The following is a 19054-nucleotide window of genomic DNA, read 5'->3' as shown; positions in this document are numbered from 1 at the left end:
CGCTCGCCACAACGGCTGCCGCTCTGGCGGATGCGCCGAGCGACCTGTCGCAACCTGCCGACACGGGTAGTGTGGCTGCCGATGCTCTGGCGAGTACGGTGCCGGTCCCTGACACGAGCGAGCCGGTGCTCGCCGCAACGGCTGCCGCTCTGACCAATCCGAGCAGCGACGTGTCGCATCCGGCCGACACTGGGACCGTGGCTGGCGATGGTCTTGCGGGTGCCGCGCCGGTCCTAGACACGAGCGAGCCCGCGCTCACCACAACGGCTGCGGCTGCGACCGATGCGACCAGCGACGCGTCGCAATCGGCCGACACGGGCAGCGTGGCTGGCGATGCTTTGGCGAGTGCGGCACCGGTCGCGGACATCAGCGAGCCGGTGCTCACCACAACGGCTGCCGCGCTGACCGATGCGCCGAGCGACGTGTCGCAACCGGCGGACACGGGCAGCGTGGCTGGCGATGCTTTGGCCAGTGCGGCGCCGGTCGCGGACACGAGCGAGCCGGTGCTCACCACAGCTGCGGCTCTGACCGATGCGCCGAGCGACGCGTCGCAACCGGCCGACACGGGCAGCGTGGCTGGCGATGCCTTGGCGAGTGCGGCGCCGGTCGCGGACACGAGCGAGCCGGTGCTCACCACAACAGCTGCGGCTCCGACCGATGCGCCGAGCGACGTGTCGCAAGCGGCCGACACGGGCGGTGCGGTTGGCGATGCCTTGGCCAGTGCGGCGCCGGTCGCGGACACGAGCGAGCCGGTGCTCACCACAACCGCGCTGACCGATGCGCCGAGCGACGCGTCGCAACCGGCCGACACGGGCAGCGTGGCTGGCGATGCCTTCGCGAGTGCGGCGCCGGTCGCTGACACGACCGAGCCGGTGCTCACCAGCACCGGAGACTCGCTCAGCACCCCCGCGAACGAACCGGTGGCGCCGGCCGTGCCGGACACCAGCAGCGCTCAAACTCCTGGATCGGCCGACACGCTTCTTGCGCTCGCCACCACCGCTGACGCACCGATCGAGAGTTCGGCATCCGCCACCACTGCCCCGGAGAACGTCGTGACGGACACCTCAAATGCCGCGGCGACGACCGCCGTCGCGGGCGATGTGATCGCGTTGAACGATGCGCCACCGCCGCCGGCAGATTCGCTGTTCAACGGAACCCAGTATACAGACTATGGCGTCACGCTCAGCAGCGAGATCGCGCCCTCCCAGACTGCCGTGTCGCAGGCGGACACCGCATCGGCGCAAGACGTTTCGGCGCCGCTGGCTGCCGACGTCCAAAAACCCGCGCCGCCGCCTCCCGACATCGTGGATAATACTCCGATCGATCATGTTGGAACTCATGATGCCATCCTCTAGTGGGAGGCAAACATGGCAGCTGTCGAGACACTGGACGATCCGCCGCGCAACCATCATTCCGGAGCTCAACATCGCGTCGCACCCGGCGGCGAGGCCCGCGACTATGTCGGACCTGTCAACGCGCTGGCCGCCTGGCGTTCGGTCGCGCGCACCAACCTCGTAGCGGTCGCAGCATTTTCGGTCGTTGTGAATCTGCTGATGCTCACGTTGCCGATCTACCTCTTTCAAATATCCGATCGCGTGCTGACGAGCCGTAGTCTCGAGACACTGCTGATGCTCTCGGCTCTCGCGCTGACGTTCATCGGTGTCCTCTCGATCGTGGACATTCTGCGTCGGCAGGTGCTGGGGCGTCTTGCGACCAAGATGGAAGCGGTGCTGGGCGGCGCAGTGCTGGCGAGCAGCATCAACAACGCCAGGGCCGGCGAGGGAGGAACCATCCAGGCGATCCGCAGCCTTCACCAGGTGCGGGGCTTCATCTCGAGCCCTATCATGCTTTTACTGATGGACGCGCCCCTCTCGCCCCTCTACTTCGCAGTCATATTCCTCGTTCACCGAGATCTGGGCTGGATCGCAGTCGTATCGGGTTTGGTCCTGGCACTTATTGCGCTGATCAACCAGAAAGCGACCTCGGAGCGTCTGAGCGAGGCTGGCCTGCATGCCGCCGAGGCCGATGCGGCGGCGGAGTCGCTGGCGCGAAATTCGCAGGTGATCAATGCGATGGGAATGCTCAGCGAAAGCATTCTCCACTGGGGGCGCCGGCAGGCGCCGGCGCTGACGGTGCAGAGCCAGGCCCTTGACCGGAATTTCTGGATCAGCGGTGCGTCGAAATTCGTCCGCCTCGTGGCCCAGATCACGATCCTCGGCACCGGGGCCTATCTGGCCCTGCACGCCGAGATCACCGGGGGCATGATGATCGCGGCTTCGATCATTGCCGGCCGCGCCCTGCAGCCGCTCGAGGGTTTGATCGAGGGATGGCGCAGCTGCGTGCAGGCGCGATCGGCCTATGCCCGCGTCAAGCAGGCGGTCGAGTCATTCCAGCGCGAGGCGCCCAAGCTGCGCTTGCCCAGACCACAAGGGCGCCTGAGCGTTGATCGGGTCTTGTATCTGCCGCCCGGCTCAAAGGAGCCGGTGCTCAATGGTGTGTCGCTCGAGCTCGCGCCCGGAGAGTCTTTGGCCATTGTCGGACCGTCGGGATCGGGCAAGTCGACGCTCGCGCGCATTCTGGTGGGTTGTCTGGTGCCGACCGCCGGCAAGGTCAGGCTGGACGGAACGGAGCTGCGCAACTGGGATCGCCGCCAGTTCGGGGAATATAGCGGTTACCTGCCCCAGGAGGTCGAGCTATTTCCCGGCACCATCAAGCAGAACATCTGCCGCATGCGCGATGACTTGCCGGACGAGAGCATCTACGAGGCGGCGATATTGTCGGGCATTCACGACATGGTCTGCCAGTTGAAGCAAGGATACGAGACCGTGCTCGACCGCAGTGGCGGGCCGCTCTCGGGAGGACAGAAGCAGCGCATCGCGCTCGCCCGGGCCTTCTTCGGTAATCCGTCCCTTGTCGTGCTCGACGAGCCCAACTCGAATCTCGACGCAGCGGGCGAGCAGGCTCTGACCGAGACCCTGCAGCGCGCCAAGAGGCGGGGGGTCACCGCCGTGGTCGTAACCCTGCGCCCGGCGCTACTGAACAGTGTGGACAAAGTGCTGATACTGCGGGCCGGACGCGCGGAAGCATTCGGCTCTCCGAGCGAGGTGTTGCATCGCCTGGTTCGGTCCCCCGCCAGGGCCGGCGGTGATGAGCCGGAGCAGCCGCAACGCATCGAATCCTCGGACGGGTGACCAGCGCGGGAGGACAGCATGAGAGCGGTAAAGGACGACATCGAGTGGTACCGCGGTGTTCCGCTGAGCGCCAAATGGCCCATCTTCACCGGCCTCGCCATCCTGGTTGTTTGGCTCGGGTGTTTCGGCGTTTGGGCCGCGGTCGCTCCCCTCAACAGTGCCGTCGTCGCCTCCGGCACGTTCGTGGCTACCGGCCAGAACAAGCTTGTCCAGCACTTCGAGGGCGGCATCATCCGCGAGATTGCGGTCAAGGACGGGGATGCCGTCGAGGCCAACCAGGTCCTGGTTCGCATGGACGATACCGCTGCCAACGCCAAGCTGAAACGGCTGGTTTTGAAGAAGTATCGACTGCTCGCCATGAAGGCGCGTCTGGAAGCTGAAATGAGCTCTTCTGACGCAATCGAAACCCCGGCCGCATTCAGCGAGAACGCACGTGATCCAGAAATCAAAGCGATTCTTGAGCGGCAACGTGCCGAGCTTCAGGCCCGCCGGGCAAGTCTGGTGACCGACGAAAGCGTACTCCTAAAGCAAATCGCTGGGCTGGAGGAAAGCATCCGCGGATATCAGGCGCAAGTTCAGTCCACCAAAGAGCGAATTTCCTTGTTCGTCGAAGAGCTGAAGGACAAGAATTCCCTTCTTGGCCAGCAGTTGGTCCGCAAGTCGGATGTGCTTGCGTTGCGACGCTCAGAGGCGGGTCTCGGGGGTGAGCTAGGCGAATATCTCGGCCGCATCGCCGATTCGAAGGAGCGGATCGCCCAGGCGAACGAACGAATAGCGCAGCTCCACACGACGGCGCTTCGGGAGGCGATCAAGGAGTTGCGCGAGACCGAGGCCGAGCTGGACGACGGAGAGGAGCAGATTCGCGCCGCTCAGGATGTGGTCGATCGGGTCGATGTCCGGTCGCCGGTTCGAGGTATTGTGGTGAAGAACAACTTCCATACACCGGGCGGCGTGGTCTCTCCTGGTGCCGTGATCCTTGAGCTCCTACCGATTGGCGACGAGCGCATCATCGAGGCACATGTGAACCCCAAGGACATTTCGCATGTGAGCGTAGGCCAGGAGGCGCTGGTGCGGCTGTCGGCGCTCAACCAGCGCATCACGCCCATGGTCGGGGCGAGCGTCATCTACGTGTCAGCGGACGCCTTGGCGGAGCAAGTGCAGGGGAAGGCCGAAACCCGTCGCGACGGCGACACGCGTGGGGAATTCTATGTTGTTCGGGTGCGCCTGGACCAGGACGATATTCTCAGGCAAATGCCTGAATTCATCCCGACGCCCGGGATGCCCGCGGACATTTACATCAAGACCGGAGAACGTACGTTTTTCGAGTACATCATGAAGCCTGTCCTCGACAGCCTCTCCCGCGCGTTCCGCGAAACCTGAAGCGAGCGGTTTGGACCTCAATGCTGAGCACTCGCGTGTACGGTGAGCTCAAGCCTTTCGGTCTGAGGCTTGATAAAACGGCGCTGCTTCGCTCAGCCCTTCTCGCGTTCGTTTTTCATGGCGGCAGGATAGCCCCGAACTCGATCCTGCTCGTTTCGGCCTAAGGTCCTGAACAGCGAATGCGCGACATACAGCGTCGCTTCCGTGCGGTATCGGCGCGCCATGATCGCGAGAGTTAGCTACCCTAGCGGCCGCAATGGCATTTGCGGTCCGCGTGCCGTCGTTTCGGGGCCAGCGTCGAGCCGTTGGCCGGCGACGACAACGCTCAAACACATGGCGTGCTCCCGAACGGTGATTTTGCTTGCTTGGTCGGCTTGGCACCCGCGAAACGAGGGAGCACGAACCAATGGAGGCGCCATGATCGGCTTGGGAGTTGCGAAACTATTCGTTAGCTTTCATGTGGCCAGCTGGGACCGTGCCGATTACCGCCGATCCGGCACATTGGAATGGGAATGCCGGCCCCCGCTGTTGGCCCCATCCTGCGGCTGGGGCCGTTTTGAATTTTAACAGCATCGTTCAACCCGGTCGACAACCATGCTTAGAGGCATTGCTATCGCGCTATTCGGAATGGGCATCTTTTCTCAGCTTGATCGCGCGCTCTTCTATGGCCGCCATACTGACGCCGCGTTCAGACTGATGCGGGAGATTGGCCGGGGTTTTGGGCTGTAAGGTTCAGCCGCGCGACCCATGGCAGGACACAAAAAGATCGCTCGGCGGTTAAGTCCCCATCCTTCGCGCCATTCGCTTCGCTGACCCCACATTGCGGCCGAGTCATCGTGCAGTGGTCCCCGGACCTGAGGCCGGCGGAGGTGGTATGGCGGACGCTGTCGCACGCTCATGGACTGGGCTCGCTGCCCAAAGCTCCTTTGCAAGGGGCAGCGGTGAGATCTGTACCTCCGACCACCATGCCCTTTCGTTTCCATGGCGGTGCAGCTGTTGATGATGCGCGCGGCACAAGGGCACCGTGAACTCGTCGCTGACCTTGCGGCCGAGCGCTCGTGGTTGCGCGAACTTGAGATGGTGGGCATCGCAGGGCGTCTGCTTGCAGATGAGACAGGGCTGGTCGCGCACGAATGCGAGGTGCGCCTTGTTGCGCTTGCGAGAGGCTTCCTTGGGGAAGGCCAGCCCGATGCTTGGCTCGGGGTTGGATTGGCCGTCGGCCGCGCCAACTCGCTCGGCGCCAACCTCAACAGATCGTTCCGCCCGCACCGGGTCTCCGAGCGCAAGCTCGTCCGGCGCGATGCTGATCTCGCAAGGGACGGCCGCCTCGAGCCGCGTCTGATAGGCGGCTTCAATTGCGCGAGCGTCTCGCTCCAAGAGGGTGTTCTTGAGCGGCAGGCTGGTCTTGGCCCAGTTCAGGAGGTCATCCCCGCTCGGGAGTGACCCCAGCTCGCCAAGCAGGCGGTTCCGGAGCTCGGCCGATGCTTGCGCATCGCGCAGCGGCTGGTTCACAACGCCTTTGACCGGCCTCGGCTTTGCCACGGGTCCGGTCAGCGACGCGAGCGGCGGGCCAGCCAGCAGATCCGGCGCATCCAGATCGTCCTCGCCGGCAATGCCGACCAGCGTGAACAGCGCGTAGCGCCGGGCATAGGTCAGGGCGGCGCCCATCCGGTGCGGGGTGGCGGTCTCAGTGACCGGGCACACCGGCCAGTCGGAGGCGATCCATTCGCCCGAGCTGTGGAGTAGGGTGGTGGTGAGCCTGATGAGGCCGGTGTCGGAATCAATCGCGGTCGCTTGCACGGTCGCGATCCCGTACTTGGTGAGGCACTTGCGCACGATCTCAAGACCGCTGGCGAGCGAGGCGTAGCGGAAGGTGCGGCTCTCTTCGCGCGGGAAGGGTGATGCGATCGTGGCAGTCAATGATTTCTCCGGGTTGTCCAGCTCGGCCTGCGCCTTGGCGAGCGCGCCGGCGATCTGGCTGATGGTCTCGCTGCATCGCTGCATCGCCGTCTCCGCTGAAATCATCGGTTGTTCAGGACGTCCAGCTGGACCGCCAAGACGACTCCGGCGACGACCAGCTGCTGCTCTAGGTGACGGACCAGGCCGAGCAGCACGTGGTCTTGGGCGCAGGACGCTTCAAAGCCGTGGAGTTTGGCCCACAACTCCCCGAGCAGTTCGAACGCTTCCTGATACGGCTCCGGAGGATCCGAGGAGGGGTCGAGATGGATAAAGTCAAAGCGCGGCTGCATCGACAGACTCTCTGAAGGCGGGGAGCTGGCGCCGCGCCAAGCCGCGGCCCGCGGTTGATCTGGCCGGCTGCTTACGCGGCGTCGACCACTTCGAAGCTGATCGCGCCGGACTTGGAGCGCTTGGCCCGCAAGCCATGGCCGCTCGCCTCCTTGGCGTCTTCCGGCACCAGTGCCTTGAGCTCGGTTTTCGCCCGTTCGTGGTCCAGCGCCGCGGCGCGGGTTTGGCGATAGAGCGCGGCCAGTTCCGCCCAGACGTTCGAGCCGGTCATGTCGACCACCCGCACCGCCGCTAGCCGCGGCCGGGGCGGCTCGATGCCGAACAGCTGCGGCGCCTCGCCATTTTGCACGCAGCGCCAGAACTTCTTCTCCGCGGTGAGCAGCAGATGCTGGTACAGGGGATCGGCATGGAGCTCGATTTCCAGCCACTTGCCGCCGCCGGTGATGATCGAGAGCACCGCGGCGCGGGCGGCGACCACCCACATGTTGTGCTGGAGCTGCGCCATGTGCTTGTCGGCCGCCGCTTCCTCAGAGAAATTCCAGGGCAGCATGAACTTGGCCTCGAACACCGCGCCGGTTTGGTGCACCCGCCCATCCAGGGTCGCGGCCATCCACTTGTGCACGTGGTGGAATACCCGCCGCTGAACGTGCTCGATGGCGCGGCCGGTTTGGCGCTCGTACCAGGCGCGATTGAGGGGCTCGGTCGCGGTGCCGAGCTGGACGATGAGATCGCCCGACAGGTCGATAGGTTCGACCTCGCCGCGCTTTTCCTGCCAGAGCCGGAGCAGTGCGCCTGCGTCGTTGCCCATAATGATCCGAGCATCGGACCCGCCGATGAACGAGCGGCGGTCTTCGAAACGCTTTGTCCAGCTGGTGGATTTCATTCAAGATCGCTCCCTACACGAATCGCTCCATATGGGCAAATATAACCCATTTAGGCTAAAAGTCAACATGAAAAGCAAGCTTTCTAGCGCTCAGATCAGGGCCGGTAGAGCATTGGTGAGGTGGAGCGCGGCTGAGCTTGCGGAGGCTTCGGCGCTTGGCGCCAATACTATTCGCCGCGCGGAAGTAAGCGACGGAGATACTTCGTTGACAGCGGCGAATGATCAGGCAATCCGCCGAGCCCTAGAGTCGGCCGGCGTCGAGTTCATCGACTCGAATGGAGGAGGTCCCGGCGTTCGCCTCCGGAAAGCAGCCGAGGAAAGACCGCGCCAATAGCCCGCAGACCACGCCCTGGAATTTAGGTGTGCGGTCGCTGCGCGCGGTCGGGTAGAATGGCATGACTTACATGGTAGAAGGTACCAAAGGGCTTGAACATCAAAACCCGTCTGGCTGCAGAGCTCGCGCAGCGCACCGGTGAACCCATGGCTGCCGCGGTCACGACCGCCGTTCCCCAAGCGCCTTGAGCGCGTCCACCGCGAGCAGGACGCCCGGCTATCGGACCGACGTCTGCAGATCGGTCAGACCGTGCCAAGCGCTTGAAAGAACCTTATCGCTCGGCCAATCACAGCGAACTCCTTTACGATAATCGTGGACTGCCCCGATGATCATCGATACCTCCGCGCTGGTCGCCATCCTGCGTGACGAACCCGAAGCGGAAGCCTCCGCACTTGCGATCGAGAGCCATTCGCCGCGCTGCATGTCGGCCGCCAACTTCGTTGGAAGCGGCACTCGTGATCGATGGAAGCCGCGATCCGATCGCCAGCCGGCGCTTCCATGATCTGCTTAAGGAAGCACGGATTGCCATCGAGCCGGTTACTGAACCTCAGGCACGAATTGCGCGTGAGGCTACCGTGATTTTGGCAAGGGCAGCGGACATCCCGCCAAGCTGAATTTCGGCGACTGCTTTGCTTACGCGTTGGCAACGACCACGTGAGCCCCTGCTCTTCAAAGGCGATGACTTCATCGATACGGAAATTGCGGCGGCCTTAGTCTGACAGCCCCGCAAGACCATCCGGCGAGCAGTCCCTTGATGGGGAAATTTCGGTCACTTCAGTGAACGAGCAGCCCCTTCGGCAAGCGCTCAAGTTCGCCCGGGTCGAGTTCATCGAAAACGGCGGCGGACCGGGCGTGTGGCTACGAAATCAGCGAACTCGAAAACTAAGGATCGAGGCGAAGCGTCATGGTGTCGTAGTTCGCGCATGAAGCTCGCAGCTTGAGCAGCGGCAGGCTCGGAGCATCAGAAATCGCATCCGGAATTCAAATGCGAAAACGAACCCAATTTTGGTGCGCGAAATCAAGCATTTCAATCGTATCGCCGTTCAAACTTTGCGTTCGCGCCGTCTCGGACTTGCAGGGGCTGCCGTGTGGATGCTCCCTGCCGCATATAGGTGTTGAAAAGTAGAACGCAGCCGCGGACCCTGTCGGCGCTCGTTAGGTCTGCTTTAACTTCTGGCGTGTCACCTTTTCGGTGAAGCCAAGACCGCTTGATTTGGATTGGCTCATTTTTTCCCACGGGAGTTTCCGGGAAACAACTCGTCCGACGTTCGGTCGGACGAGTTCTCTCTCTACGAGAGGCAAGGAAATGACCGCGCGATCAAAGCTCAATTGCTCCCATATTGTTCGGCACGGCCGCGCACGGCGGGTTTCGCAACGGCCCTTCGACGGCCGCCGCGCGGCGGCCTTGATTGTGCACCCTCACACCGATGATGGAATCCAGGCGAGGTGGGTCGACGACGTTGATCGATCCGCCGTCGGACATCATTCGCGGCCATCGTTGGCGAACCGTTTGATCCAGCCGTGGACCGGCGCGGCGTTGCGCATCTGTCGCAGCCCGTCTCCGCGCCTGGTGAGACGCCAGTTGTGTCAGTTCAGCGATGTTGATCAGTGGGGAGAAAGGTAAATGGATTTCTTGTTTCTGGACGGCGAAGATCCGCTTGAGTTTGCGCTTCTGCTGATGCGGTTGACCAACGAGCACATGCCCTGCGGGGCGGACGAAGAAGACTGCGTGCTAACGATAACCAAGTGGGTCTGGCGCAAGCACAGCTACCAGCGACTGCTCAAAACCCGCATGAACTCCGCGCGGCTCGACCCCAGGCATGCGGCGTATGACGAATCTCAGGGGCTGCAGGTATTCCTGGAGATGCTGAACCGCGCGCATGAAGCGCATGAGGTGGAGATAGCGCTCGCGTCCCTGCGCAGCCATGTGACGGGTCACCTCAGCGAACATTGCCCGAGATATAAGTTCAGGACGACCAAAGCATGGATCAAGGCTCTACGCCGGGAAGTCGAGAAGAAGTTTCTGCCGGCACTGGCGCCGCCTTGCGAGGAGGTCCGGATGATGATGGCCGCTGAGTTTCTCACCGAGGACGTGCTGGCGCGCGAGCTGGAATACGAACGTCAATGCGATGCGATGCTCGATCGGGCGCTTGATCGATTGACACGACTGAAGGCCGCCAAGCGGGGCCTCTCCTTGCAGGAGCGCAAGAGCTTCCATGAAAAGGAGCCTTCGCGACTATGCAATCAATTGTTGGCTGCCCTGTTGGAGGGCAAAGATGTCTAGACCCGCGCGCGGTGCAGATTCGATCAACGGAGGAGCGCTTCCGGGCGCCTGGGGCGATGAAGCCGAGGGGAATGATCGTCAGGTCAAGGCCGCCCTCAAGCCGCGCGACCGGATCGAGGAAATGTACGCCGAGGATTTGGCGCACAGCGATCGGCAGACTACAATCTTGCGGCGCGCCACCTCTCACGTCATCGCGGCGCGCCAGCGTCAGGCACTCTACAATTTCCTTGCAGAACATCACCCTGTGAACGACGCCGACCGTGTGGCTCTCGTGGAGCGCTGGTCACGTGGCGATCTGAAAGCAAGGGCCGAAGTGGCAGCCGTCCTCAAGGAGGCCGGCTTAAACGAATTCTGCCTGGAGGCAGAGGCGGTACTCGATTCATTGTCGACATTGCTCGTGCTCGAGCAGTTACAATCGTCAAAGGTCGCGCGGCGCGACAGGGCACTCGCGGGGCTTGCGTTCTACCGCCGCATGCAGACGCAAGGGCAACGGCCGGCGCAGCCGGACCGGGACGCTGTTGCATCCGACGTGTTGCGTTTGCGGGAGCCGCCCAGCAATGACCACTGACCGGCAACGCGCCGCCAATCGCGCCAACGCGAAACGAAGCACCGGCCCAGCATCCGCGGCTGGAAAGTCGCGGGCGAGCCGAAATGCCCGTCGCCATGGTTTGGCCGCGCAAGCGCAGTTCGGCTCTGATCGGCTCGAGCGCATCGATCAACTCGCCCGCGCGATCATCGCCTCAATGCCCGGCCAGATCGACCTGATGCAAGCGCGATCGATCGCGCAGGCCGAACTCGATGTCACCGCGGCGCGCGCGGTGGCTGGCGCGCTTCTGACGGAATTGTACGGAACTGTGCCTGACTGCGATCTGGCCCTAGTGCCGTGGCGACCATTGCGACCGGGCGCGGGCCTCCGTACGTTCCACGACCTCAAGATGGTCGAGCGGTATCTTCGTCGCTCGCAGGCAAGGCGGGATAAGTTGGTCCGACTTTGCCTCTCTGGCGCAGGCACATAGCCGCGCTCGGTTCAAGGCTGCTGCGGCGCGCCAAGGAGGCGGAAAGCTGTGGGGACCGCCTAGCCGGCTTGCACAAGCAGCCGACCACACCCGTGAGCTGCTCAAGCACCGCTTTGAGCCCAAGGCGAGCCCGAGCGGAGATGGCGCACTGGGACTGGAATGTTCGCGCGCGGCTCCGCCCGCGAGATGAAGGGAGACTCGGAATGTGCAGAACGAACCCAATTTTGTTGAAGCGATTCAACTTAGCTCCGCAAGTTGACGCGCTCAGACCCCAACGCTTTGAGCGGCCGCCGGTCGCCTCGGGTGTGCCAACAATCGCGCCGGTGTTAGCGTCGATCGACGTGTCGAGCTTGGTCTCCGAACGGAATTTATTAAGACGATCGATCAACCCGTGCATTTTCCAAATTCACTTATCGCAGCGGCTGCTGCTTCCTTTTGTTGGTGGTGAAGGCCTGTGCCTGACGTGTATGCCACCAAGGCTAAGTTGTATGCTTGCCAAAGCGTGTGCCGGTCGATATCCGGGAAACACTTCAACACGAGTGGTTCAACGTCAGCGGCTTGATATGCATCCAGGCATTGAAGAATGACGCAGCTGACGTCGGCGATGCTATGGTGTTGCATTTTCATTGCTCCGGGTTATGGACATCAGCTGGTTCTGGGCTGCGGTCTCTGGGTCTGTTGCCAAGGACGACAGGTGCAGCCACAAGCTGAAGCGACCGCCGGCGGACATTGATTGATGGCCCGATCACCTGTGTGGAGCCTCGTTCGCCTTGGAGTGTGCGGCAAGCGCGACGCCCTTGTCAGAGCCGGTCGCGACCCGACGATGATGCGCGGACATTGAGCTCTGATGAACCGCCCGGTCCATTAGTTTGATGGAGTTGTTGGAGTCGCCTGTCGAGTTCTTGCTTTTTGGCAACGATCCTCGCGGCGAGAATCTGATCGACGTCGGTGTAGAGAGCCCACAACTCATCGAGGGACATCTGCTCAAATTGCGGTTGGTAATCACGAATGTCCACAGTCCGGCCCCCGGCTGGGGCGGGTAGAAGCTAAGTCAGTCTTGAAAGCCCGGACTGTTACGCTGATCAGATAATCGCGTTGCTGGCCGGGCCGACCGCGCTGCCCTCATAAACCGCCTTCCCAGCTCTAGTTTCGCGTGTCGCACCGACGATTCTGCGCTCGGCCTTAGCTACTCGGTCTCTAAGGGTCTCAAGTTCGGATACTTAAGACGCGAGTGCCTCATAATGTTGGTGCAGAGCGAATTGCCAACCATCCAGTCGCGCACGAGCGTCCATTGCACGCCCCTCTATGGTACTGCCACAAAAGACGTGGCCCGCAATTGGGACCACCGCGAGACTAGTCAAATTGACCCATCAGGTCTGTTCGCTTTCGCACATTCGCTGTATGCTTTCCCTCCGGGAATCGCCGCGCGTCGATTGCTGCGAGCGGCAAGCAAGATATTGCTGCTGACCTGCCGCTCGGGCCTCACGGTTTTCGAATTCGCAAAATCGACGGCTTCCAGGCGACTGCCGCCCGCAGGCAAGGCCGGGCCTTGGATCTCGCGATCGCACAAAATACCACCAGCGCCGTCTACGGCCCCGGCATTTCGGGTTGTGCTTGGGCCGCCGCGACTGCGCGCGTTGACGAGCGATGCGGGAAGCCTCAGCCCTTAGCCGGTCTATTTCGGGCGGAGCAGCGCTTACGATTAGACAAGTGCGCGATTTTGGTCTTCTTCACGAAAATCCAATCAAATGGCAAGTGACGTCCAGCGATTCAGGATCGCATCGCGTCGATAGCGTGTGCGATTAAAATGCCCACGCTCAAAATAACTAGAAAAACGAGCAACCAGGTACTCACGTCCACCTCCTGTCTTGGAAGTGAACCTTCCTGTTTATGCACAGTCAAAGGCATCCCGTAGGGAACCGCGATTTCAGCGGCCGCTGAGGATTCATTGCCACACGGCGGGCTATCGTCGGAACGCCAGGAAAAGGAGTGTTCCGACGATGGCGGTCGCGAGAAGTGGAAACCAAATGTCCGGCACTTCAGGGACTCCGACTCACTGCGTCGGATTAAATGCGAGCTGCGCTCTTATTTCTTCTGGTTTTCACTATTCTCCACAGCTCAAACAGAAGTGGCCGCAACTCGAAACGAATATTTGCGGTATTATGTTCGTGGTTTGGCGTGGTCAGTATTCGGAGCGGTTCGATCTCGCGTGTTCGTTTTGCAGCCGGCCTCACGTGCAGATCAATTTCTGGTCAGCAGTTCCATCTCGATAGCATCAAGCCTAACGAGTGACATTCGTTGCCAACTTGCCGAGAGGGAATATCGTCGCGTCGATCGGGCATTTTTTCCCGAACCACCAGTTAGCGGGGGTTGCCTGAAAACGGGTTCGATTTCCATGATTCGATATTCGTCGTATGGAAGTTCGAACTATCGTGCACCAGCCGCGCAGTTCTCCTATCGCGCCCGCTGGAAGCCCGTGCCGTCAGCTCATCGAGTTACGAGAGCGGGTCAGACAGGCCGAAGCCGCGGCCTCAAAGCGGTTTACGATCGCGACAAGGAAAAGAATTCGCCGCAACGAAGATGAATCCGCTGTCAGGCATCTGCTCGATGCGCGCGGCGGAGTTCGTGGCGTGCAGCGCCAGGGTTGTAACCACCAAAGTCAGGTCGTTGAGAGGGGTCGAGATGCCTTGGTGGCGGGCTTGGGGAGAAGCGTGCAGTCGGTGGGACTACGACCGCTTTGAATGGGCCCGCGAACCGCGAGGGCCAGCTCCGTCGGATTTCCGGGCGATGCGCCGCCGTCCGTCTTTCCCGAAGAGCCTCGACGGATTGGAGCCCTGTGCGCTGTCGCCGAAAGTCCGCCCTCCGGTTTTCATCGTGTGGCCTTGCTTTGGTCAAACCGGCGTTGGGGAGTGTGGACTTGCCCGATTTAATGCTCGGCCTCGGCCCGGGTGACATCGGGTGCGATGGGCCGATGCATTCGCCGATTAAACCGATAGCTCTGACTCTCTTTAAGAGCGGAATGAAAGAGTATCGGGCGCTTGTTGCGGACGTGAACCTTATGGGCTCGCTCAGCGGCTGGGACTTGGCCAGACAGGTTCGAGAACGAGAGCCGACGTTTCCCGTGATCTACATGCCCGGCGCTGCGGCCGACCATTGGGCGTCCCAGGGCGTCCCGAACAGCATCCTGTTGCAGAAGCCATTTGCCCCGGCCCAACTTGTCACGGCGATCTCGCAGCTCCTCAATCAGGTCCCCCCCTACGCGAGAATGAGGCCACCTCAACTCCGGTTCACTTCCGCTTTTGCGTCACCAATCGCAAGGGGATGTTGTGGAGATGCGCGCGACCTCGCACAGCCGGTTCTGTCCATGCCCCAGCGCGCGAGCAATGTCGTCGGGTCGATTTCCTGCGGCGGCCATGGCCATAGCGATCAGCCGCTGATGATCTTCCGGCGTCCACCTTCTCACCAGTGGGTAGCGTGACTGTTCCATCGCGCCAGCGGCCCCCCAGCCTGTTGCACGCCTATGCCTGCCTATACAGTTCGCCGATTCGCGCCCAACAAGCGAGGTGGGATGCCGGTCGGCGATCGGCCAGAATGAAAGTGCTGCTACTGGTCGCGGAGCGAGGCGCGCCGGTGATGTTCGCCCGGATCGGGGTCGTGCGCCTGTGGAAAGCGCCCTGGAGCGCAGGGGGGCTTCAGGAGCGCCCCAGGGCCGCCCACTCCATGCCGGCGACGGCGTAAGGCCGGCATGATCGCCTACGGCGTTGCCCAAGGCACCGCCTATCGAAATGCCACTGCCTTAGTCGTCATGATGGTGGTGGTGGTGGTGGTGCTCATGCGAGCTGCCCCCGCCAGACCGCGCAATGGCGTTAGACGTCAGCGATGTTGATAGCAGGAGCGTCATCGCTGGAGGCGTCACGACGGCAAACCTACCGCAGGTCTTTAAGAACTCGCGGCGATCCTCGTCTTCTGTGGCGCTTGGCATGCTTGACTCCGGTTGGTGGCGTGCGGATATTAAGCCGAACGAAATTTAAATCAATTAAACAAATTAAGTTCCTTTTATTATTTACAAGGCCGCGAGCCGGCCTCCAGTCAGGTGGGTGTGCCCGCTACCGGACAGACCGGTCGTTGGTTGTATGTTGCTGCCCGACGTCAAGAACTCGCGATTGAATACAGGCCGTTGCTAAGTCATCCGCTATTTCAACACCGAACGAGCAATTTTGTTGAAGAGTGTCGCAAGGACCCTCACCGGATTAGCTAATCAATTGCCGGCTTGCCTCTCAGATGAGAGACGAAGGGCGTCACGCACGAGCCGCCGATGATCGCCCTGGGGCCGAGCCGGAAGGCGGCCAACGTCTTTAGGATGTCCGCGTCGGCGACGATGCAGCCGAAAGCCACGCCTTCGAACGCGCCAAGAAGATCGTCAGGAGCGATGGTGCACGTTGGGAGACGCAAGACCTCAGACAAGAATTCGCATGACAGCTCGGCAAAGCAGCAGATGGGAAGTGTCCACGTTGCGCTCAACATTGAACAGCCCGGGCAGTGCATCCGAAATTCAACACCTCCGATCGTTCGCCCTGCTCAGTTCCAGAATTAACTTGCAACACGAACATCAAGCTTAATTCCAGACCGCGATTGCGGCCGCGCGCTAGAGGACTAGGTTTGCGCACACGGACATTGTCCTTGTCCGCTCCACCCCAGCGAAGTCGCCGCACTATTATAGTCGGTGCAGCGACTTCGACGCTGGATAGTCGCGCGAGCTTCACTTGAGAGAGCAGCCGGACCACGAAACGCTTGATCTCATCGAGATGCGTCGCCGACTTACGGCGCTCCGGTCGAAACACTCGGACAATCTTTTAATTACTTCGCTGTTGAACCGCTTTTTCGTGAAAGTCGCATTTCTGCTGACGCCAACAGACCTGGCGCACGAGCAATATCTCAAATCCGAATTCGAACGAACGTTGATAAAGGTCAAAGAGATTGCTGCACGGACAAAATCTGACTGAAGGCCGCACCAACGCGTGGCTCTGGACCCGATTGGCCGGGTATCCGCCACTGTTCTATCGGATCAGCCAGGAGCGGTTGTCAGCTTTGGGCACCGGTGTCTGAACAATAATCTCCGCATTCGTCTTCGTCCTCCCTTAAAAAATCGGGTGCTGCTGCTATTCCCGGGGCTTGTCGGTAATCTCTCGCACAGCCAAGCTCAGCTCCAGCTCTCTGAGCTGCTCAATCAGAAGTTCTACGATCTGGTCGTAGTCAGACGCCTTCAGCGAATGCACGCCTCGCAAGGCCAGTTGGTCCTGGAGGATCATCGCCATCATGGCTTTAACGCTCATGGGCCCTCTCGTCGGGAAACAAAGATCGTCATAAAAACAATCAGAAGTAGACGTCAAAGCTTGCGGATGCGCAACGTCCGTAAGAGTACGGACAAGGCGGCAAATCCGTTTGGCGCCGCACAAACGGGAGAATGTGTCGCGTGTGCGCCTTCAGACTAATCCGTTGGAAAAGAAGGCGCCGGGCTGCTGGGACAAGTGTAACGTTTTCGCAGGTAAGGCCAGGTAGGATGTAGCTTTACTCGCCGACAGGCCAGCCATGAGATTGCTAATGACTTCGGATTGCAATGATGAACTAGCGGCTATCGCTCGAGCAATCGCAACCAAGCAGCTTTATATCGAAAGTCAAACCACCTTGATCCAGGTGCTCGAGCGTGACGGACACGACATGCTTGAGCAAAGAAAAGCTCTTGCTAAGGAACGATCAGACCTAGCAACACAGATCGCGCGACAATTTAAGCTGCTAGAGACAAGGTGCACATCGGGCGAAGATGATCTGGTTGCGGCTATAATGAAATGATAGAACGTCGAAAGCTGGAGCGCATCGATGTGGACGAGGTCGCCTACATTTCAGGCGACGGCGCCAGCTTACGCTGCCGCGTGGTCAACATGTCGGAAGAAGGGGCAGCAGTTGAGCTTCCGTCGAAGCGGCACGTGGCCTCCACATTCAAACTAATGCTCGAGAAAGATCGCATCATCCGAAGTTGCCGCCTAGTCTGGTTGAGTGGAAATCTTATCGGGGTCTCGTTCGAGGATCTTTAGGCGGAGAAGAGTCAGTTAGCTCTGCCCTACAATGGAACTCGCGGTTCTTTTGCTGGCATGGATGGGCGATGTCAAACAATAGACCGGAAATCCGTTCGTGGTCCCCCGATGCAGCAGACGCCATGAAGAAGTGACTTCCATTTTGTGGGGACTAACACTCGCCGCTTCTTGTTTGCGCTATCGAGGAACCGCGCGCCTCTGTGCAGCGGCTAATCTTCCTTTCCTAACTCTCGCATCACGACCTTGAGCACATGAGCAACGGCTCTTGCAGCGCCTTCGCCTCGTCCCTTGGCGCGCGCACCTAACGCCGGTTAAGGGATTGGTTACCGGTCACTGTCACCATTTACATACAGTCGCATTATGCGGCAGCGCATTCTGAGAACAGTCTATTCGACACGCCCGGTTGGCGGTCTCTTTCAGGAGACGCCCCAATGCTTAAGGGCTTCACGGTCTTCGTTGTTGCGCTGATCAGTACAGCGCAAGTGGATCAATACCTGACCCACGGTCGGTACACCGACGCGGCCATGGCTATGCTGCGGCAGATCGGTCGCGCGTTTGGATTTTAAATAGTTCTTTTGCGACGGAGACCCGTCATGGACGGCATCTCATGGGGCGATCTCGAAAGGGATGAACAACGCGCAATCGCGACATTGGGAGCCGGTCTTTCCATTAAACTGTGCAGCCCCTTGCTCTCCTGGCGTCAGGTCGGCTTGGGCTGCTGCACACAATTTGCGAAGAGATGCCGTTTTGAAGTGTGTAAGCGGTTCGGCGCCGGTCGATCACGACAGGGGGTGGGATGCCAAACGCAATCGAGCTGATTGTGGACGGTTACGTTCGCTTGAACAATCGGAGGGCTCTGGATGATCTCCGCATGCAGCGTCGGAAACTGGCCGTGGACCTAAAGGCACGTACAGGTTTTGATTTCGGGACGACCGTCCAGCAGATCGAGGAGGATATCGCCGTGATCGAGGCTGGGCTGGCGCGGTTGGATGGCGCGGTGGCGAGCTAAGCTGCCAAAGCAGTTCGCGGTTCAAGCCGCCCGATTAGCTTCTTTCTCGGTCCCGCGCATAATGATCTTGAGCACATCATCCGGCAACGGGCCATTGCAGCGCCTTCGCCTACTCTCATGTCGGCGTGGCATCCAGCCACCTGCTACAGGTCACATCGTCTCGACGCATTTTACTGGCGCTTAGTAAGGCAATAGTTCGGACGCTTTTGTCCCGGCCAGGCTGTGGTAATTCTTGCAATGACCCATGGCTGTACGGGTGACATGGCGCTCAGCCGAAGGTGTGTAAGACCACAGCATAGTGGTTGCAACAATGAGGAGGGCAACGGCGGCGATTGCAGATGAGATCAGACGCTTCATGGGAAACCTCCGGTTTCCGATTGAAGGTTCGTCCGACAGTTCGATTAAAGGTTCAATGGAAAAAGCCAAAATCTCGGCCCGCTCATCGAGTTCCGTTTGAGACGTAAGGGCGGCCCGCCCGTGCTAGGCGGCATGCCCACCCGCAATCGTGAGGATCTCGCACCCTCCGAAAAGCCCCGATCCGAATGGTTCGGAAACACCCCGGCATCGGTGCGAAGTTGCCGACATGGCGGTTGACGACGCGGAACAGCGCGCTTATGG

At 60.8% G+C, this 19054-nt stretch carries 20 protein-coding genes; 11 read left to right on the top strand and 9 right to left on the bottom strand.

All coding sequences use genetic code 11. The features are described 5' to 3' along the window. The 3 genes from IVB32_RS19920 to IVB32_RS19910 all read left to right on the top strand — a co-directional run. A partial coding sequence (locus IVB32_RS19920) for a hypothetical protein (RefSeq protein WP_247410987.1) occupies positions 1-1355 on the top strand: 1355 nt, incomplete at its 5' end. A 12-nt stretch (positions 1356-1367) separates the two neighbouring features. Further along, complete coding sequence (locus IVB32_RS19915) at positions 1368-3191, top strand: type I secretion system permease/ATPase (RefSeq protein WP_247410985.1); 1824 nt, start codon at positions 1368-1370, stop codon at positions 3189-3191. 18 nt (positions 3192-3209) lie between these two features. Beyond that, positions 3210-4571 carry an HlyD family type I secretion periplasmic adaptor subunit gene (locus tag IVB32_RS19910; protein WP_247368009.1) on the top strand — a complete coding sequence of 454 codons (1362 nt, stop codon included), beginning with the start codon at positions 3210-3212 and terminating at the stop codon, positions 4569-4571. A gap of 831 nt (positions 4572-5402) precedes the next feature. On the opposite strand, the gene IVB32_RS19905 is transcribed toward IVB32_RS19910, so the two are convergent. From IVB32_RS19905 to IVB32_RS19885, 4 genes are all read right to left on the bottom strand, one after another. Then, the gene (locus IVB32_RS19905; protein WP_247368007.1) at positions 5403-6575 is read right to left on the bottom strand and encodes an ERF family protein; all 1173 of its coding nucleotides are present in this window, start codon (positions 6573-6575) and stop codon (positions 5403-5405) included. Positions 6576-6592: 17 nt separating this feature from the next. Continuing rightward, positions 6593-6820: a hypothetical protein gene (locus tag IVB32_RS19900; RefSeq protein WP_018458884.1), complete on the bottom strand. Its 228-nt coding sequence runs from the start codon at positions 6818-6820 to the stop codon at positions 6593-6595. 71 nt (positions 6821-6891) lie between these two features. Further along, positions 6892-7701 (bottom strand): YqaJ viral recombinase family protein, encoded by an 810-nt coding sequence (locus IVB32_RS19895; RefSeq protein ID WP_018458885.1) that lies wholly within the window; start codon positions 7699-7701, stop codon positions 6892-6894. 1652 nt (positions 7702-9353) lie between these two features. Continuing rightward, positions 9354-9521, bottom strand: coding sequence for a hypothetical protein (locus IVB32_RS19885; RefSeq protein WP_247363679.1), 168 nt, complete (start codon positions 9519-9521; stop codon positions 9354-9356). A 138-nt stretch (positions 9522-9659) separates the two neighbouring features. Between IVB32_RS19885 and IVB32_RS19880 the strand changes: the two genes are divergently transcribed. From IVB32_RS19880 to IVB32_RS19870, 3 genes are all read left to right on the top strand, one after another. After that, positions 9660-10319, top strand: a complete 660-nt coding sequence (locus tag IVB32_RS19880) for a hypothetical protein (RefSeq protein WP_247363677.1) — start codon at positions 9660-9662, stop codon at positions 10317-10319. Beyond that, the gene (locus tag IVB32_RS19875; protein ID WP_247363675.1) at positions 10312-10887 is read left to right on the top strand and encodes a hypothetical protein; all 576 of its coding nucleotides are present in this window, start codon (positions 10312-10314) and stop codon (positions 10885-10887) included. Before IVB32_RS19880 ends, IVB32_RS19875 begins: the two co-directional genes overlap by 8 nt. 100 nt (positions 10888-10987) lie before the next feature. Beyond that, positions 10988-11335, top strand: a complete 348-nt coding sequence (locus IVB32_RS19870; RefSeq protein WP_247368003.1) for a hypothetical protein — start codon at positions 10988-10990, stop codon at positions 11333-11335. Between the two features lie 800 nt (positions 11336-12135). Here the strand turns inward: IVB32_RS19870 and IVB32_RS19865 are convergent. Further along, positions 12136-12351, bottom strand: coding sequence for a hypothetical protein (locus IVB32_RS19865; RefSeq protein WP_007595450.1), 216 nt, complete (start codon positions 12349-12351; stop codon positions 12136-12138). A gap of 1901 nt (positions 12352-14252) precedes the next feature. On the opposite strand from IVB32_RS19865, the gene IVB32_RS43050 reads away from it, so the two are divergent. Next, positions 14253-14813: a hypothetical protein gene (locus IVB32_RS43050; protein WP_345947072.1), complete on the top strand. Its 561-nt coding sequence runs from the start codon at positions 14253-14255 to the stop codon at positions 14811-14813. A 318-nt stretch (positions 14814-15131) separates the two neighbouring features. Here IVB32_RS43050 and IVB32_RS43045 read toward each other — a convergent pair whose 3' ends face one another. Further along, complete coding sequence (locus IVB32_RS43045) at positions 15132-15317, bottom strand: hypothetical protein (RefSeq protein ID WP_007595448.1); 186 nt, start codon at positions 15315-15317, stop codon at positions 15132-15134. 272 nt (positions 15318-15589) lie between these two features. Then, a complete protein-coding gene (locus tag IVB32_RS19855; RefSeq protein WP_247368001.1) occupies positions 15590-15859 on the bottom strand; it encodes a hypothetical protein in 270 nt (89 codons plus the stop codon). 239 nt (positions 15860-16098) lie between these two features. Between IVB32_RS19855 and IVB32_RS19850 the strand changes: the two genes are divergently transcribed. Further along, on the top strand, positions 16099-16338 hold the full coding sequence (locus IVB32_RS19850; RefSeq protein WP_085349983.1) for a hypothetical protein: 240 nt from the start codon (positions 16099-16101) through the stop codon (positions 16336-16338). Positions 16339-16494: 156 nt separating this feature from the next. Here the strand turns inward: IVB32_RS19850 and IVB32_RS19845 are convergent, their stop codons facing one another. Beyond that, the gene (locus IVB32_RS19845) at positions 16495-16668 is read right to left on the bottom strand and encodes a hypothetical protein (protein WP_166517574.1); all 174 of its coding nucleotides are present in this window, start codon (positions 16666-16668) and stop codon (positions 16495-16497) included. 513 nt (positions 16669-17181) lie between these two features. Here IVB32_RS19845 and IVB32_RS19840 point away from each other — a divergent pair. The 3 genes from IVB32_RS19840 (at position 17182) to IVB32_RS19835 (ending at position 18436) form a co-directional block, all read left to right on the top strand. Next, on the top strand, positions 17182-17427 hold the full coding sequence (locus IVB32_RS19840) for a PilZ domain-containing protein (protein WP_018459961.1): 246 nt from the start codon (positions 17182-17184) through the stop codon (positions 17425-17427). 431 nt (positions 17428-17858) lie between these two features. Then, positions 17859-17993, top strand: coding sequence for a hypothetical protein (locus IVB32_RS42780; protein ID WP_007595432.1), 135 nt, complete (start codon positions 17859-17861; stop codon positions 17991-17993). A 230-nt stretch (positions 17994-18223) separates the two neighbouring features. After that, positions 18224-18436 carry a hypothetical protein gene (locus tag IVB32_RS19835; protein ID WP_247372077.1) on the top strand — a complete coding sequence of 71 codons (213 nt, stop codon included), beginning with the start codon at positions 18224-18226 and terminating at the stop codon, positions 18434-18436. Positions 18437-18616: 180 nt separating this feature from the next. Here the strand turns inward: IVB32_RS19835 and IVB32_RS19830 are convergent, their stop codons facing one another. Continuing rightward, positions 18617-18793 (bottom strand): hypothetical protein, encoded by a 177-nt coding sequence (locus IVB32_RS19830; protein WP_247410979.1) that lies wholly within the window; start codon positions 18791-18793, stop codon positions 18617-18619. Positions 18794-19054 lie beyond the last annotated feature (261 nt).

Source organism: Bradyrhizobium sp. 23, from assembly GCF_023073295.1.
Taxonomy (GTDB): domain Bacteria; phylum Pseudomonadota; class Alphaproteobacteria; order Rhizobiales; family Xanthobacteraceae; genus Bradyrhizobium; species Bradyrhizobium canariense_D.
Note: the sequence above shows the minus strand (reverse complement) of the source record. Positions and strands in the feature narration are given on the sequence as shown.